This window comes from Streptomyces sp. GL_141 (assembly GCF_057834385.1).
The window spans coordinates 4,936,956-4,951,882 of record NZ_CM174402.1 but is presented as its reverse complement, the minus strand read 5'-3'; the positions used below and the strand labels follow the sequence as shown (position 1 = coordinate 4,951,882).

The 14,927-nt window shown below is 70.1% G+C and carries 20 protein-coding genes; 1 reads left to right on the top strand and 19 read right to left on the bottom strand.

From position 1 onward, the window contains the following. Positions 1–236: 236 nt before the first annotated feature. From AC3IX6_RS22095 to AC3IX6_RS22085, 3 genes are all read right to left on the bottom strand, one after another. Positions 237–557 (bottom strand): hypothetical protein, encoded by a 321-nt coding sequence (locus AC3IX6_RS22095; RefSeq protein ID WP_489371520.1) that lies wholly within the window; start codon positions 555–557, stop codon positions 237–239. Continuing rightward, the gene (locus tag AC3IX6_RS22090) at positions 554–1,036 is read right to left on the bottom strand and encodes a glycine-rich domain-containing protein (RefSeq protein WP_489363880.1); all 483 of its coding nucleotides are present in this window, start codon (positions 1,034–1,036) and stop codon (positions 554–556) included. The genes AC3IX6_RS22095 and AC3IX6_RS22090 overlap by 4 nt, the downstream gene beginning before the upstream one ends. Before the next feature lie 94 nt (positions 1,037–1,130). Then, the gene (locus tag AC3IX6_RS22085; protein WP_489363878.1) at positions 1,131–1,448 is read right to left on the bottom strand and encodes a DUF6415 family natural product biosynthesis protein; all 318 of its coding nucleotides are present in this window, start codon (positions 1,446–1,448) and stop codon (positions 1,131–1,133) included. Positions 1,449–1,552: 104 nt separating this feature from the next. Here AC3IX6_RS22085 and AC3IX6_RS22080 point away from each other — a divergent pair, with 104 nt between their 5' ends. Further along, positions 1,553–2,590 (top strand): helix-turn-helix domain-containing protein, encoded by a 1,038-nt coding sequence (locus tag AC3IX6_RS22080; protein ID WP_489363876.1) that lies wholly within the window; start codon positions 1,553–1,555, stop codon positions 2,588–2,590. On the opposite strand, the gene AC3IX6_RS22075 is transcribed toward AC3IX6_RS22080, so the two are convergent. From AC3IX6_RS22075 to AC3IX6_RS22000, 16 genes are all read right to left on the bottom strand, one after another. Continuing rightward, complete coding sequence (locus AC3IX6_RS22075) at positions 2,580–2,831, bottom strand: hypothetical protein (protein ID WP_489363874.1); 252 nt, start codon at positions 2,829–2,831, stop codon at positions 2,580–2,582. The genes AC3IX6_RS22080 and AC3IX6_RS22075 overlap by 11 nt on opposite strands. A gap of 112 nt (positions 2,832–2,943) precedes the next feature. Further along, positions 2,944–4,560, bottom strand: a complete 1,617-nt coding sequence (locus tag AC3IX6_RS22070) for a hypothetical protein (protein ID WP_489363873.1) — start codon at positions 4,558–4,560, stop codon at positions 2,944–2,946. Between the two features lie 10 nt (positions 4,561–4,570). After that, the gene (locus AC3IX6_RS22065; protein ID WP_489363871.1) at positions 4,571–4,801 is read right to left on the bottom strand and encodes a hypothetical protein; all 231 of its coding nucleotides are present in this window, start codon (positions 4,799–4,801) and stop codon (positions 4,571–4,573) included. A 20-nt stretch (positions 4,802–4,821) separates the two neighbouring features. Continuing rightward, the gene (locus tag AC3IX6_RS22060) at positions 4,822–5,043 is read right to left on the bottom strand and encodes a hypothetical protein (protein WP_489363869.1); all 222 of its coding nucleotides are present in this window, start codon (positions 5,041–5,043) and stop codon (positions 4,822–4,824) included. A gap of 14 nt (positions 5,044–5,057) precedes the next feature. After that, entirely contained in the window at positions 5,058–5,870 is an 813-nt protein-coding gene (locus tag AC3IX6_RS22055; protein ID WP_489363867.1) for an N-acetylmuramoyl-L-alanine amidase, read from the bottom strand. A 63-nt stretch (positions 5,871–5,933) separates the two neighbouring features. Further along, entirely contained in the window at positions 5,934–6,455 is a 522-nt protein-coding gene (locus AC3IX6_RS22050; RefSeq protein WP_489363865.1) for a hypothetical protein, read from the bottom strand. A gap of 11 nt (positions 6,456–6,466) precedes the next feature. After that, entirely contained in the window at positions 6,467–7,693 is a 1,227-nt protein-coding gene (locus AC3IX6_RS22045) for a poly-gamma-glutamate hydrolase family protein (protein WP_489363863.1), read from the bottom strand. 3 nt (positions 7,694–7,696) lie between these two features. Then, positions 7,697–10,399 carry a hypothetical protein gene (locus tag AC3IX6_RS22040; protein ID WP_489363861.1) on the bottom strand — a complete coding sequence of 901 codons (2,703 nt, stop codon included), beginning with the start codon at positions 10,397–10,399 and terminating at the stop codon, positions 7,697–7,699. 10 nt (positions 10,400–10,409) lie between these two features. Then, entirely contained in the window at positions 10,410–12,479 is a 2,070-nt protein-coding gene (locus AC3IX6_RS22035) for a phage tail tape measure protein (RefSeq protein ID WP_489363859.1), read from the bottom strand. Then, on the bottom strand, positions 12,412–12,753 hold the full coding sequence (locus AC3IX6_RS22030; RefSeq protein ID WP_489371519.1) for a phage tail assembly protein T: 342 nt from the start codon (positions 12,751–12,753) through the stop codon (positions 12,412–12,414). The genes AC3IX6_RS22035 and AC3IX6_RS22030 overlap by 68 nt, the downstream gene beginning before the upstream one ends. Positions 12,754–12,785: 32 nt before the next feature. Next, positions 12,786–13,187: a phage tail assembly chaperone gene (locus AC3IX6_RS22025; protein ID WP_489363857.1), complete on the bottom strand. Its 402-nt coding sequence runs from the start codon at positions 13,185–13,187 to the stop codon at positions 12,786–12,788. 36 nt (positions 13,188–13,223) lie between these two features. After that, positions 13,224–13,637 carry a phage tail tube protein gene (locus tag AC3IX6_RS22020; RefSeq protein ID WP_489363855.1) on the bottom strand — a complete coding sequence of 138 codons (414 nt, stop codon included), beginning with the start codon at positions 13,635–13,637 and terminating at the stop codon, positions 13,224–13,226. Between the two features lie 6 nt (positions 13,638–13,643). Beyond that, positions 13,644–14,060 carry a DUF3168 domain-containing protein gene (locus AC3IX6_RS22015; protein WP_489363853.1) on the bottom strand — a complete coding sequence of 139 codons (417 nt, stop codon included), beginning with the start codon at positions 14,058–14,060 and terminating at the stop codon, positions 13,644–13,646. Next, positions 14,057–14,422, bottom strand: coding sequence for an HK97-gp10 family putative phage morphogenesis protein (locus AC3IX6_RS22010; RefSeq protein WP_489363851.1), 366 nt, complete (start codon positions 14,420–14,422; stop codon positions 14,057–14,059). Before AC3IX6_RS22010 ends, AC3IX6_RS22015 begins: the two co-directional genes overlap by 4 nt. Positions 14,423–14,424: 2 nt before the next feature. Next, positions 14,425–14,592 (bottom strand): hypothetical protein, encoded by a 168-nt coding sequence (locus AC3IX6_RS22005; RefSeq protein WP_489363849.1) that lies wholly within the window; start codon positions 14,590–14,592, stop codon positions 14,425–14,427. Then, positions 14,592–14,927 carry a hypothetical protein gene (locus tag AC3IX6_RS22000; RefSeq protein WP_489363847.1) on the bottom strand — a complete coding sequence of 112 codons (336 nt, stop codon included), beginning with the start codon at positions 14,925–14,927 and terminating at the stop codon, positions 14,592–14,594. Before AC3IX6_RS22000 ends, AC3IX6_RS22005 begins: the two co-directional genes overlap by 1 nt.

Genomic DNA, 14,927 nt, shown 5'->3' with positions numbered 1-14,927 from the left:
GGGAGGCCCGGCACACGGACAGAAGGCCCTCGGCGCGATTGTCGCCGGGGGCCTTCTCGCTGCCCACGATAAACCGCCCGGCCCCACGATGGGGACCGGGCGGCTGCCCCGGTCGAAACCGGGGCCAGGACGATCAGGGCCGGCGGATGTACGAACGCCGACCGAGCCGTCCCGCTCGCCCCTGATCGCGCGAGGCGCGGGGGGCGAGCTTGTGGGGGGGGACAGTGCTGGGGCGCCTACACGGGCGGGCGGTTGGGGGTGGTCGTCGGCTTCGGCGACGGCAGCGGCGGGCCGGGGTCCGGCGGGGTCTGGGGGCGGCCGCTGCCGTGCTTACCCATGTCCATGGTCATCTTCAGGGTCCTTCCGGTGAGCTTGTAGATACCGAGCGGGGGGAACAGGTCGACGCGGGCCGGGTAGCCGGCCTCTGCGCACGGAATGCACAGGAGGTCACGACCGTGGGCGTGGGCGGCGGTACGGGCCGCTTGGACAGGCCCTTGCCAACAGGCCTCGCAGGTGGTGACGTCCGTCGGCGACGTGGGGAACTCGGTCGTGATCACGTCCACATCTCCGGCTCCTCGGCGAGGCCGGCCCGGCGGATCGCGGCGACCGTCCGCTCGAGCCAGCCGGGCGCGATCGGTGCGGAGCCCGGGATGGTCGGGTAGTGGTGCACGAAGGCTCCGAGCCGGGCGCCCAGGGCGTACTGGACTTCGGTGTTTTCGAGGAGCGCGTGAACGCCCTTGTCGACGATCTCGGAGGGCACGAGACGCTCGTCGCTCTCAGCGGTCGCGATGTAGAACTTGAGGGTCTCGACGATGATCTTCTCGGCGTACGCCCAGCCGAAGGAGGGCTCGTTGCGGGCGAGCGTCGCGGTGACGGTCATGAACTCGTCGGCATCGAGGAGTCCGCGGGCGTTGCGCTCGCCGGGCGCGGCGGTGAGCACGTTGCCCGTAGCCGCGGGCGTCGGGGACTCGCCCTTGCCGGCGCTGCACGGCGGCGGGGGCTTGGGGGGCGTGGACATGGCGTCTCCCTTGGTCATGTGCAGGAAGGTGCGGGTCAACAGGTGCCGACGACGATCACGGCGAGGATGCCGAGGACGATTGCGACGGACAGGGCCTGACGCAGCCGCTCGGTCACAGGACGTCTGACGGGTCGAGGCCCGACGCCATGTTCTGGATGATCCGAGCCAGGCCGCGGGCGTGGTTCCAGGCCGCGTGGCCGCCGGTGTTCAGCGGACCCGCCTCGGTGAAGTACGTCCACTCAACGAGTGCGGCCCCCACCCGGTGGGTCCGGTCAGCCGGCCGCACGTTGGAGACGTCGGTGGCGAGTTCCTGCCCGGCGGTGATCAGATCGTCGATGAGTAGGGCAACACCTACGGTGTCGGGACGCTCCGAGTACGGTGCAAGAGCCCTTGCCACCAGTTCCTCGATGGTCTGCGTCTTGCCGGTCATTCGGGGGCTCCCTACCGTCGTCAGCGGGTGGTGGGATAACCGTCCCGCGACAGGGAGTTGGATCCGATACACACCCCTGTATCAGCGGGCGTATCGTGCGGGGCATGAGCCGTCAGACACCCTGGGCTGATCCACGTCTGCGAGCAGCGTGGGCGCTACAGGACTGGGCCGCGATCCTCCTCGAGTACAGACGCGCCGCTGGGCTCTCCCAGCGCGGTCTGGAGGCTGTCATAGGGATGCCCCAGCCGCACATCTCCGCAATCGAGCGGGGCCACCGGCGCCCCACGCTGCCGGACGTCATCGCTCGGCTGACCGAAGGGCTCGACGTGCCACCGGAACTGATAGGGCTGAACCCCACCGCGAGCGGCTGGGCGCCTCCGCCCGAGCTGCGGGAGAGGATCGCCCACGGGCACGCCAGCGGCCGCGTCGACCTGCGTACCGCCGACTGGATCGGCCGGGTTTTGGCCGAGCACCGGCGGGCCGAGGACGAGGTCGGCGGCCAGCAGCTGTGGGCCGTTGTCCGGGCCCAGCTCGACACCGTTACCCAGCTCATCCCAGCGACCACCGGCGACGTCGCCGACCGGCTGATGCTTCTTGCCGCCGAGCATGCGCACTGGCTGTCGTGGGTCAGCTTCACCGAGGGGCAGACCGGGCCCGCGCTGGCCTGGCTTGACGTGGCGCACGGCTGGGCTGTCGACGGTGGCCATACCGACATGGCCTCATGGGTCCACCGTGTCCGGTCGCACTACAGTCTCAAATGGGGCGACCCACGCCGCGCCCTCCGTACGGCCGAGGCGGGCCGGACCGGCCGTCTTTCACCGGCGGCCGCCGCGATCGCCGCGTATCAGGAGGCCATGGCCGCGGCAGCCCTCGGTGAACGGGATCGGGCCCGCCGCCTAGCCGACGAGGTTGTGACCCACGCGGGCGTGGTGCCCGAGGAGGGCGACCGGCCGGGCTGGCTGTACTGGCTCGACCCGGACCGCGCCCAGCTCCAAGCGGCGAACATCTCGTTCGCGTGTCGAGACTGGGGACTCGCTGCCGACCGGCTGCGCGAAGTACTGCCGGCGCTGGAGGGCTACCCGCGAGACCGGGCGCACTTCCAAGCGCGGCTGGAGGACGCGGAGCGCCACCTCAGTCGGTGACGAGGGGCATACTCACGACGTACACGGCGGACCCTTCGGGCAGCGTGGCCTCGATGGCGCGGTGCACGTCGGCCATGTGCGGGCCGTACTGCATCTGCGTGCCGCCCGAGACCCACCCTTCAACGGGCTCGGGATCGGCGAGCTCAAAGCGCTCAGTGCGCCGCTCCAGGTCGGCGGGCTCGTAGTCGTCGGGGCCGACGCCGGGCGGGATGATCGCGTAGGTGATCTCGTAGAGGGCCATGCGGCAGATCGTAACCGCGGGGCCCGACAGGGCGGCCGGGCTGGAAGACCCCTGAACGCACGAATACGCCCCCTCCCGCCCAAAGGCGGAAGGGGGCGTTGCGCTGCCCGGATCAGGAGACGCCGTACCACTGGCTGCCCCACCCGGTGTTGATGATCGTGGTGGTCTGCGAGGACAGGGTCAGCGAGCCGGGCAGGCTGGTCTGACCGGTGAGCATGTTCGAGTAGCGGAGCGCCCCTGCCGCCAGATTGGCGTTGACGGAGATGCCTGCGCCCGTGGCCTTGAACGTGAGCCCGTTCGTGGCCCAGGTCGATCCGCTGCCGAGCAGCATGGCGATGTAGTAGTGGCCGGGCGCCGCCACGAACGGGACGGCCAGGGGCAGGGCCTTGGCTGTGGCGCCGGTCATCAGCGAGCTGGAGATGTCCGCCGTGACGCCCTTCAGCGTGCCGCTGCTGTCGTAGACGCCGAGGTAGCAGTTCGACAGCGAGGCCGCGGCGTCGATGCCGGACAGGCCGATCCAGATGGATGACCAGGTGATCTGCTCGCGGATCGGAACCTTGACGAGCGTGATCCGGCCCGCGACGCCGGCGCTGGACTGAGCGGTGACGTGCCCGGCGTCGTTGGGGTCGCCGGTCCACGTGAGCAATCCCTGATCCGCCGGCCGCGGCAGCCATGATCCGGCCGCCGAGCCGCCGACGGCGCCGAAGTTCCACAGCCGCATCCCCCACGGATAGGCGCTGTTGGCGTACACCCGGCCCGTGCTGGTGCCGCTGTGGACGAGCGCGATGGTGATGTTGCCGGCGCCGTCGATGTGGCCCGCCTGCACGGTGAACATCTCGGACATGATCTTGGAGAAGCTCACGCTGGGGTACAGCCACGGGGCGCCCTCGGATAGCGGGCTGCTCGTGTTGGAGGAGCCGTAGATGGAGATGGCGCCAGCGCTGGTCAAGAGGGCGATGTCCATATAGTGACCGCCGTTGTACATCATCCCGAGGTCGACGTCGATGCGGTCCCCGACGGCCGCCGGGATGCTGCACTGCAGCGGAGTCCCCGCGCTGGTCTGCACGATGACCCACGGTGTAGACGAGGGCAGGTCGGTGACGGTTCCGTCCGTGATGTTGGCCTGAGCCATGGTGATGACCGTCCCGGAGGCGCCCATCGCGCCCTGGGGGCCGGCGGCGCCAGCGGTTCCAGCCGTGCCGGGGTTGCCCTGCGCACCCTGGATCCCCTGCGGGCCCTGGTCGCCCGTGTCGCCCTTCGCCCCGGGAGCTCCCGGGGCGCCGGGCGCTCCGTCCGCGCCGTCGGTCCCGTCGGTGCCCGGTGTACCCGGTGCGCCTGCAGCTCCTGGCGGGCCGGTTGGTCCTGCCGGGCCCTTGACGTACCCGACGTCGGCGGGGTCCGGGTCGACGAGGTCGGTGACGCGGATGCTGTCGATGCCGGCCTCGAGGGCGAAGGGCCGCCGCCGGTAGGGGCGGCCGTCGATCCGCTCCTCGAGGAGCCACAGCCGTCCGGTGGCGGGCTCCACCCCTGACGCGTCGGTCGTGACGAGCGCTTGGGTGAACTCGCCGTCGACGAGCGGGAGGGTGGCCCCGCCGGTCAGGACTTGGCCGCCGGTCTCGTCGGTCCACACCCCGGGGGACGGGGTCAGGACGACGCACCCCGTGCAGGCCACGCCGGTGACGGGGTTGGTGTAGCGGCCGGTCACGACGCGCGTCGTGGGCAGCGGCATGACAGCCTCCCTACTTTCCGACGAGGGCGTACAGGGCGACGCCGAGGGATGCCAGGCCGGTCAGGCCCGCGAGCGCGGGCAGAGGCCACCGCCCGCGCTCGAGCGCGTCGAGGCGCTTTTCGTGGTCGTCCACGTGCTTTTCGGTCTGGTCCCCCCGCTGGACGAGGAGCGCGAGCGATCCGTCCACGCGGGTGAACCCGACCTCGACCGTGCGCCGGAGCTCGGCGATCTCTGCTGCCACTGACTGGCTCTCCGAAGGGGTCATTCGACGTCGGTGTCCGTGCGGAGCCAAGCGGGCAGCAGCCGCTGCACGCCCGGGACGGCCATCACGCGGGCGAAGCCTCCCGACACGGCGAGCGCGCCGGCCACCCAGGGCAGGGCCTCCGGTACGCCGGACGCGGCGACGATCGCGGGCAGGACCACGGCGAAACCGACCGCGGTCTGGAGGATGGTGCGGGCGGTGCGCTTGCTGCTGTCCTTCATGGCGGGGCCTTTCATCAGCTGATGACTGTGAAGCCGTGGGCGGCGCCCAGGCGGGTAAGGGAAGCCGTGCCGGGGATGCCGTCCGCGGCGGCGCCCGAGTAGTGCAGGCGGCGCTGCCACGCGGCGTAGGCGCGGATGGTGGAGGTGCCGAAGTGGCCGTCGACCAGGGCGCGCTCGAGGAGCCCTTCGGCCAGGAGGGCCGCCTCGACCGTGCGGACGCCGGCGTACGAGACGGGGGTCCCGCTCTTGGGCGGGTCTGCCGACGCGGCGGCGATGAGCCGGGACAGGTCCACCACGGGCGTGGTCGGCGCCGGCCTGGTCCCGGGGCGGGGCGCCCCGCGCTGCACCCAGGCGTACAGGGAGTCGCCGGGGCAGGTGGTGGGGTGGCCGTCGCGGTGGCCGCCGATGTAGGCGCCGGCCTCGCCCTCGGCACGCAGCCACTCGATGGCGTCACGCAGGCCGTGCAGCTGCGCGTCCGGCGGTGTGGACAGGCCGCCGCCGGGGACGCCGAGGAGCGCGCACACCGCGTAGTGGGAGTCGTTGAGGGCCCTCGTCCCGTTGGCGCCCGTACGCCGGTTGGGGCCGCGGCCCTCGAACGTGGTGCCGTGCTCGCAGACGAGCGCGTTGTAGGCGATGTCGACGTAGCCCTCGGCCACGTTGGCGAGGTGCGAGGCGCGGACCGCGCGCACGTAGTCGTCGCACAGGTCGTGCCGGCGGGAGGAGTAGGCGGAGCCGAGGTAGTGCACCTTGACGCCCTTGGTGCTGGCTATGAAGTCGGCTTCTGAGGTGGCGGGCAGGCCGTACTGCGATCTGCGGACGAGGTCCATGACGCCTCCAGGGCATGAGAAACGCCCCGGCCATCAGGCTCGGGGCGAACGGGGTGGGGTAGGTCAGGCCACGCGGGTCAGCAGGAGCCACGACCCAGCGCGCATGATGCTGGCCGTGGCATTGGAGCTGATTTGCGCCCAGTTCAGCTGCAGGTCCCCGGCCGTGCCGCCGGTCACGAGGCGCCCCGACACGGTGGCTGTCATGTAGGTCGTGTTCTCGGCGGCCGCGCCACCCAGGGGGAAGGCCGAGTTTCCGTGGATTTGCCGGTCGACGACGATTCCCGAGCTGGCGATGCCGGTGGTGCCGCCTTGAATTTGGGCGTGCGCGATCCAGTCCAAGGATGCGCCCGACGGTACCGTCCAGCCGATTTTGATGTCGGTGTCCGAGCGCGCCGAGTAGATGAGCATTCCGCTCAGGATGTATTTCGCATTGGTCTCCAGCGGTACGAGCAATGCGTTGTCGTTGGCGTTGGTCGTCGATGAAGTGACGGGCTGGTCCGCCGACTTCTCGACGTACAGGGGTTGCATTGCGTCGAGCTGGGAAGCCTGAAGCCACCGGCCTGCCGTCGCGCTGGGATAGACCATTTGCCCTCCCCTTAGGGTGCGATGATGGCGCGTTTGTCGAGACGGAGTTTCGCCCCGAACGCGTGCCCTTTGACGATGCCGTTGGCGCTGCGGATCACGGTCATCTGCTGCGGTGAAGGCACCTGAAAATCGCCCCACGCCACCGTCACCGGGAGTGTGTTGCTGTTGGTGACGGACAGAATCGAGCGGGTGCCGATCTGCCCGGCCGCGCTCAGGTCGGAGTCGGTGGTCGACAGGTGCCAGGCATAGGGCTCCTGGTCGCCGACCCGCCAGACGCGGGCCCTCAGCGTGGTGCCGGCGGTCTCGAAGCGGACCCAGAACCGGGCGCCGGCGGCATGGGTGTGGCCGGTGGTGTACGTCCCTGCAAGGGAGGTCTCGGTCCCGGCCACCCGTTTCCGAAGGGTGAGTAGCACCTCCTGGGAGGAGGAGAACTCCACCCGTGCCAGGTAGGTATTACTGGCGTCCGCCCAGCGGGCCGCCAGGGAACAGAAGTGGCCGCCGCCGACCGCGAGTTTGTCCGTGCCGACCGTGGCCAGGAGATCCACGTTCGCGCCGGGCGCGCTTATCGTTGCCCAACGTGAGTTGTTGGTGTTCGTCAGCGACACCAGCCCGTATCCGATGACCGCATTCTGTACGGCAGTTGCGTACCTGTAGAAAGTTTCGGTCCGCTGTCCGGAGTCTCGCATGGCCCGGGAGAGGTCGCCGTTGGGGAAGAAATCGGCGCGCTGCTGCCGGGACATTTCCAGCTGCACGCCAGCTGAGCGGAGATTCTTGTTGCAGATGTTGTCCGGGTCGTCGCCCGCAATCTCGGAAGGGGCGTTTGTCACCGAGAATCCGGCGGCCCTCAGGCCGTAGGCGACTCGGGCGCCGAGCTCCTCGTCGAGTCCGCCGATCGCGGTCTCTGCGAACGCGCTCACCCCGGTGTAGCCGTGGAAGCTGAGGGTGCGGTTGCTGGCTGCCACGAGTGCGAGGCCACCGGGCTCGTCATAGTTGGTGCTCGTGACGTGTAGGTCCTGATTGCCGCTCGTCTTCCAGCCCTCGAGGTAGTAGAGGGCCATCGTCGTGCCGCCGCCGGACACCTCGTGGGCCAGCTCGGAACTGCCCGCCTCGATGCCGCCGCCGTGGATCGCGATCGCCGCGTACGTCGCTCCCGTCGGGGTGATGGACGTCAGGTTGTAGTCGACGCCTTCAGTCTCGGCGGCCTCCAGCTCGGCCCAGTTGTCGTACAGGTCTCCCATCGCTCACGCTCCCTGCACGCTGAAGTCGCCGGCGGCGCCGCCCGATGTCGTCCACGTCTGGCCTGAGTCGGTGGCGCCCCAGCCGGAGGTGACCAGCCGCTGGTATCGGTCCTGCCTGGCCCCGTTGATCATCGTTACGGTCATCGCCTCACCGCCGACCAGCACATCGAAAGGGGCGTCGAGGATGTCGGTAGTCCAGAGCGGCCCCACCGGAGTCGTGATCGTCACGACCGTGTCGTCTGCGTCCACGCTGGCGCCGAGGGTCGTGCCGTCCGACTCCCCGCGGCTGAGGGCCGGATCGTCCAGCACGGCCACGGTCCACGGACCGGCCGGGCTGCAGTTCAGGACGACGTCCCAGCTGCTCGGGTGCCCGAACGTCTCGGTGTACCCCTCGACGATCAGGTCGATCGGGCCGGGCGGAAGCCAGTCCGGGGGGTTGATGATCTGGATCCGGTCGCCGATGTCGAGCGCCAGGACGTCGCCGATCAGGGACGGGGCCGCAGAGAGGTTGATGTGGACGGTCGGGTACCGGTCCTCATCCCAGGTGCCCAGGTGCAGGCGCCAGCCGGCGATGCCCGGCAGCTGTCCGTCGGTCGCGACGGAGAGGGTCTGGGCGTGTTCGTAGACGCCGATCCCGTCCGGCGGAGCGAGCACTGACAGCGGGCTCGTCTCGTCGATGGCCGGCGCCGAGCTCCCGCCGGTCCGGCTGATGGTGATGGCGTTGCGGGATCCCTGGTCATCGTCGGTCGGCTCCAGCGGCGGGGCGACGTGGCCCTTGGCGTCGTAGTCGAGGACGAGGCTGATGGGCTGGTTGTAGTAGGACTCCCGCGATCGGTACTCCAGGCCCAGCCTGTCGCGGCTCTCGAAGAGCACGCCGCCGTCGGCGCGCTCGCACTCGCCGAGGAGGGTGAGCAGCCGGTCCGGCCGCTGTGCGCCCATGGCCGTCGCCGCCCAGCCCGTGGTGAGGGGCACGCCCTCCTCGGTGCTGAGCCGTAGGAGACGGCTGCTCGCGAGCTCGCCGAGCCACCCGTCGTCCGCGCGCTCGTACACGCTCGTGTTCGAGCTGTCGAAAGCCGCGAGGTGGCCGAGGCGGACGTCGGCCGCGAGGGGCCCGCATGTGGTGGCGATGCCCGTGATCCTGCCGGCCGAGGCGGCCACGGTGGCGGTGTCCCCCCACCCGCTGCCGCTCACGTCGATCCAGCCCAGCCGGTAGGTGACCGACCCGCCGCTGGTTTCGGCGGTGAGCTCCAGCCGTGTCCAGGCCGCATGAAACCCGACCGTGACGGCCGGGATGCTGAACAGAACGCTGCCTGTTGAGGTGTACCCCTCGAGGAGGATGCTGCCGTTGTCGACGTTGAGGATGATCGTCTGTGCTGTGCCTGAGGTGCTGAAGGTCAGCAGTCGTGTCGAGGACGCCGGGGCGGCCGGCCAGTAGAAAACACAGCCCAGCATCCACTGGCCGGTCGCTGTGTGGGCTGGCACGGTCCCGAGGATGGTGGCTGTGGCGGTGAGGCGGGGCAGCGCTGCGGACCCGCCCAGGGAGTCATCGGCCGCGAACTCGACTCCGGACAGGGCGAGGGGAGCGACTCCCGCCAGGGGGGAGTACGCCTGAACGGCGTCCCTGCCGTCCTCCATCGGCCAGTAGGCCTTGGGCGCCCCGACGGTGGGGATGCGGCGGCGCAGCGGTGAGGCCAGGGCCTTGGCTCCCTGGCCGAGGCGTCGCTGGATTCCGGATCCCTCGGCCGGGATGTAGACGTTCTTGTTGGAGGCGTCCCAGCGCGGATTCCAGGACGACACCTCGGCGTAGATCCGGTAATCGCGGTCGGTGATCGTGGCCTCGCCGGCGACGGTCCACGTGCGGCCGGCCGAGTCGGCCCACGAGGTGGTGCCCGGGGTGAGGGCCCGGACGTCGGGGCTGGCGACGAGGGTTCCGCTGATGCCGGCGCGGAGCTCCGCCCGGTGCAGGCGGCCGCGCCAGGGCATGCGGTTGCCCGCGGTGAAGACTTGGGTGGGCGCGATCTCCAGCGGCGCCGTGCCGCTGTAGATGCTGGTCGTGCCCGTGCCGGTTGTGGTGCCGACGAGATTCCAGGGCCCGGCGAGGGAGTCCGCCCAGTACATCGTGACGGTCCAGCCGCCCGCGCCGTTGTTGACATCGAGCGTCGCGCGCAGGGCCGCCCGGTGGGGCAGCTGCGGCAGGTCGACGCCCGCGGTGATCGCTGCTGCCGACAGGCCGGTCGGCGACCACGCCAAAACGCCCAGCCCGTTTTGGATCCGGAAGATCCACGACCGGTTGCCGTCGACCGCGGACCACTTGCCCATCAGCGTCTGGTGGACGATGCTCTCCCAGCCCGCGGTCGCCTCGACCGCGACGTCGAGGTCGCTGACGATGTCGAGGCTGCTGTGATCCGGGGTGGCGATCATGTCTCCGGAGACCCCGGTCATCGCAAGGTAGGGCTCGGTCGACGGGACGCTGCAACGTATCGGGGTGTTCTTGCCGAACTTCCCGTAGTTCTCGCTGCGCGGGTTGCCGGGGCTGTAGTCGCCGGACCGGTTGTCCAGCTGCAGGCGGACCTTGCTCGGTCCTACGACGGCGTCCTCGTCGCGGCGGCCGCGCTCGATGACGACGGGCGAGCGGGCGAGGACGCCGGTGGGGATGGGGGTCCACACCCCTCCGATCTGGAGCTCGGTCAAGAGGTGGTGGGCCATGGTCTGCTCCTCACTGCCGGGGGCTGAAGTAGCCGCCGGGGTCGCCGCGGCCGTCGGTACGCACGGAGCGTTTGATGGCGGCCGCGAACATGCTGTCGACGGCTGCGTCGATGACGATGCGGGCGACGACCTCCTGGCCGCCGCCGCGGGCGGCCGCGCCGACGCCGACGTTGACGTTGCCGGGGATGTCGGAGGTGATGCCCTGCAGGGTGCGGCGCAGGTCGGGCATGCGGTCCTCGACTCCGTCCATGAGGCCGCTCATGAGGGCCTCGCCGGAGGGGGTCAGCAGCCGCATGTCGAGCGACATGGGGCCCTTCCAATCGGGAATCATCGAGGTGATCGACGAGAAGCGGTTGCGCAGGCTGCCGATCATGCCGGTGACCCCGTCGATCAGGCCCTGCACGATGCTGCGGCCGGCGCCGAGGAGGAGGTGGCCGAGGTTGCCGACGGCGGCCTGGATGCTGCGCGGGATGCCGCGCACCCAGTTGACGAGGGCGTTCCCCTTCTCCTTGGCCGAGGTGACCATGCCGCCGAAGTAGGCCGAGACCCGGCCGGGCAGGGCTGACAGCCAGTCGATCGCGGCGGAGATGGCGCGCGATCCGGCCTCGGTCTTCTGAGTCACCCAGGTCATGGCCGTGGCGATGGCCGCCTTGATGGTGTCCCAGTGCTGGATCACGAACTTCCAGCCGGTCCACGTCAGGAACAGATCGGTCAGGTCCGCAAAGCCCACCTTGAGCTTGTCCCACAGCCAGTCCCAGGCGATGCCGACCGCGTCGACCGTGGCCTTCCACGCGGTCTGGAACCACGTCGTTTTGGTCGCGATGAGGACGATCACGGCGATCAGCGCGATGACGGCGAGGATGATCCACGTCATCGGGTTGGCGAGCATCGCGGAGTTCATCGCCCACTGCGCGGCGGCCGCAATGCCCATGGCGATGGCGAAGATGCCGAGCGCCACGGCAATCATTTTGAACGCCTCGGGGTGGTCCTTGGCGAACCCTGCCACCGTCTCGAGGGCGGGGGCCAGGAGCTCCCCGAGCGCGGTCGTCAGGGAGCGGACGATGGAGTCGTACGCCATCATCGGGTCCGCGGCGAGGGCGCCCTCCATCGCGGCGGCCGCGCCGGCCGCGTCCGCCATCCCGGTCTTGGCGGCCGCGGTCGCGGGGTCCATCGCCCACAGTGCGTCGGCGCCCTCACCGGCCATGTCCCCGAACAGTTCGACGGCCAACGCGCTTTGCTTGCCCTCGTCCTTGACTCCGCGCAGGGCCTCGATCGTTTTCTGCAGGGCGGCCTTGGCGGGCTCGCCGCCCTTGTGGATGTTGGCCAGCATCTCCTTGGCCGGCAGGCCCAGGCCCTTGAACGCCTCGCTGGCTTTGTCGGTCTCCTCGCTGGTGATGCGGGCGAACTCGTGCAGGACGTCGCCCGCCTGGTCGATGTCGCGGCCGCCGGCTTTGACGTACTGCGACATCATGCCCATCGCGTCCTTGGCGTCCAGCCCGATGCGCGCCCAGTGCTTGCCGTACTCGTTGATGGTGGCGGGGATGTCCGCCATCATCGACTTCGGCAGGGACTGGGCCGCCTTGGTCAGGACGTCGAATGCCTCCTCGCCGTCCTTGACGAGCTTGTTGTTGATCAGTGTGCCGGCGGCCGTCGCCGCCTCGGACACGTCCAGTTCGAACGTCTTGGCCAGCGCCAGGGCCGAGCGGGTCATCGACTCCATCTCGGTGTCGGTGATCGCGGACAGGCCGCCCAGCGCGGACCCGACCGAGCTGATCGCCTCGTTCACCTCGTCGATGGACTCGCCCCACCCGGCGGAGAACACGTTGCCCGCGATGTCGCCGGCGCGGGCCGCCTCCGCCTCGGTCAGGCCGAGCTGCGCGGTCAGCTTGGCATTGGCCGAGCCGGCGTCCATCGCGGCGGACAGACCGACCGCGAACATGCCGCCGACCGCGGCGCCGGCGGCCATACCGCCGATGCCCACGAGGGAGTTGTTGACGTCCCGCGCTGCGCCTTCAGCGCCGTCGGTCAGTTCCTGTGTGTCGATGCCGAGCTTGACCAGGAGTTCCGAGAGGACTGCCATGCTCGCCTCCTTCGGTCAGGTCGGCCCCGCCCAATGTGCGGTTGATCGACTTCACGGCGGTGAGCATGTCCTGCCAGTTCATGCGCTTCTTGGCGCGGTCCCAGGCAGGGAGGAAGTCCTTGACGCGGGCCTTGCGGCCCTTGCCGCGGTTCGCGTTGCTGACGGTGGCGGCGAGGACCGCCATGAGGATGTCGTCGCGGGCAGGACCGATGGGGCCGGTGATCTGCTCGTAGGCGATCCACTCGGTGAGCTCGGCCGAGGAGTGCGTGGCCAGGAGTTGCGCGACGGACAGGCCCTTGGCGAGGGCTAGTCGGAAGTAGAACTGTCGCTCGGGGTTGTCTCGGATTTTCCCGCCGCGTCCTCGACCGCCCCCTTACCCAGGCCGGAGAGACGCTGTGCGTCCGCGTACAGGCGCTTGATCACCTTGCCGTCCTTGGCGCCGAGGGCCTTGACGTCCTTGTCGGTGTAGACCCGCTGGAAGTCCTCATCGACGATGCACTTGACGAGGAGGCGGGCGGAGGTGTCGGCGAGGTTCACGCCGGCGACGTTGCCCTGGGATCCCATCCGGACCATGGATGCCTGGTAGGCGTCGCGCTCGGTGCCGGACAGGCCGAGCAGACGCACGTCCCCGCCCCACTCCGGTACGGGGACGTCCTCCCAGGTGCGGTCGTCGGCGGCGTCGATCTGTGCTCGGGTCAGCAGGGCCACGGCTGGGCGCCTTTCTCTCGTCGGGGGTGGGGCAGGTCAGGAGATGGTGGGCTTGCCGCTGACCTTGAAGGTCAGCGTTGCGGCGAGCTTGTCGTCGTACGGGGCTTCGGGTTCGTAACCGGTCATGATCGCCGCGAAGCTCCACGTGGTGGTGTCCGGGTCGGGGAAGACGATCTGATAGTTCCGGGGGGCGTCGTCGTCGAAGTCCTCGATCAAGGCGTCGTGGTTGGCCGGCGCGTAGTTGACGTCGAGGCTGACTTCGCCGCCGTCCTTGAGTCCGCCGATGAACTCCATCCACCCGTCCGGGCTGCCGTGGGTGGTGACGTCGATGGTTTCCCGCGAGAGACCGGGCCCGCTGATGTTGGTCACGTTGGCCAGCGCGGTGAAAACCTCGGGCCCGGCGCCGTCGCCCCTCTTGAACTGTGTGCCGAATCCGTCCTGTCCAGCCATGGGTGATCACTCCTGCTCTGTGATGATGCGGAACCGCATCGGGATGTGCCTGACGTCCGCGCCCGGTTCCGGGTCGGTGAGGGTCTGCGAAAACTCGAACCGCGTGCTCACGTGGTGCAGGCCCTCGACGGTGAGGGGCTGGTGGTCGAGGAGCGCGGTGATCCGGGCGGCGATCCGCAGCCCGGGCCCGTGCCCGCGGTGGCGGGTCCACACGTGCAGGCTGGGCACGGTCTCGCGGCCGAATCCGCCGTGCCAGTTGTCGGGAATCTCGGTGGCCTCACCGATGACCACGTACGGGTAGGCGGCCGTCTCCGGGACGTAGTCGTACACGCCGGTGATGAGCGCCATCAGCTCCTCATCGCCCGTCAGGCGCCCGTACACGGCCATCTGCACGGGGCCCAGCGCGGCCGGGGCCTCGCTCACCTCAGGACCCGCCTGACTTCCTCGGTGAGGCGGGCCCGGTAGCGGCCGCGCTCCCGCTCGAGGGCGGGGCCGAGCGAGGGCTGTGCGGGCCGGGACCGGGTGCCGTTCTCGAGGTAGGTGGCGTAGTACGACACCTCGTCGAACCAGCCGACTTCCGCGGTGAGCCCGTCGTTCTCGTAGCGGATGTCGACGTTCTCCTGCAGGTGCCCGCTGGCACGGGGCACGGTGGCCTTGGTGTCGTCGCGGACGGACTCCGCGGCCTCCCGTACGGCCTTCCTCAGGGCGGCGACGATGGTGTCGTCGAGCTGGGCGAGGTCGACCTGCAGGCGCTCGGCGCCGAGGATGCGGGCGGTGACGGCCACGGCTACCTCCCCTTGCGCAGCTCGCGCCGGATCGCACCGAGCTCGGTGGCTATGGCGATGAGCGCCCACGCGATCGCGCCGCTGGCGTTGCGCGGGACCAACTCGATGGCGTGGTCGATGGCCACGTGCGGCTCTGGTGGGCGCAGCGAGCGCGGGTCGGGGAAGGTCATCAGGTGCCCAGCTCGAAGCATCCGACGGTGAGGCTGGTCACGCCGCTGTAGGTGATGGCCGCACGGCCGGCCGTCCCGGCGAACATCCGGGCCAGCGGGATGATCGACGTCTTCCCGGCGGGGACGACAACGGCGGCGTTCTCGACGTCGAGACCCGAGACGGTTCCGGGGGTCGCGAGCGTGGCGGTGATGGATCCGCCGGAGCCGTTGGCGACGACGAGGAACCTGCCCGCGCCGGTGGGCGCGGTGTCCCCGCCGCCGGCGGCCGCGGTCAGGTTGTCGGTCAGGGAGGCGCCGCCGTCGACCGGCAGCGTGTGGAGGGTGAGGGCGGCCAT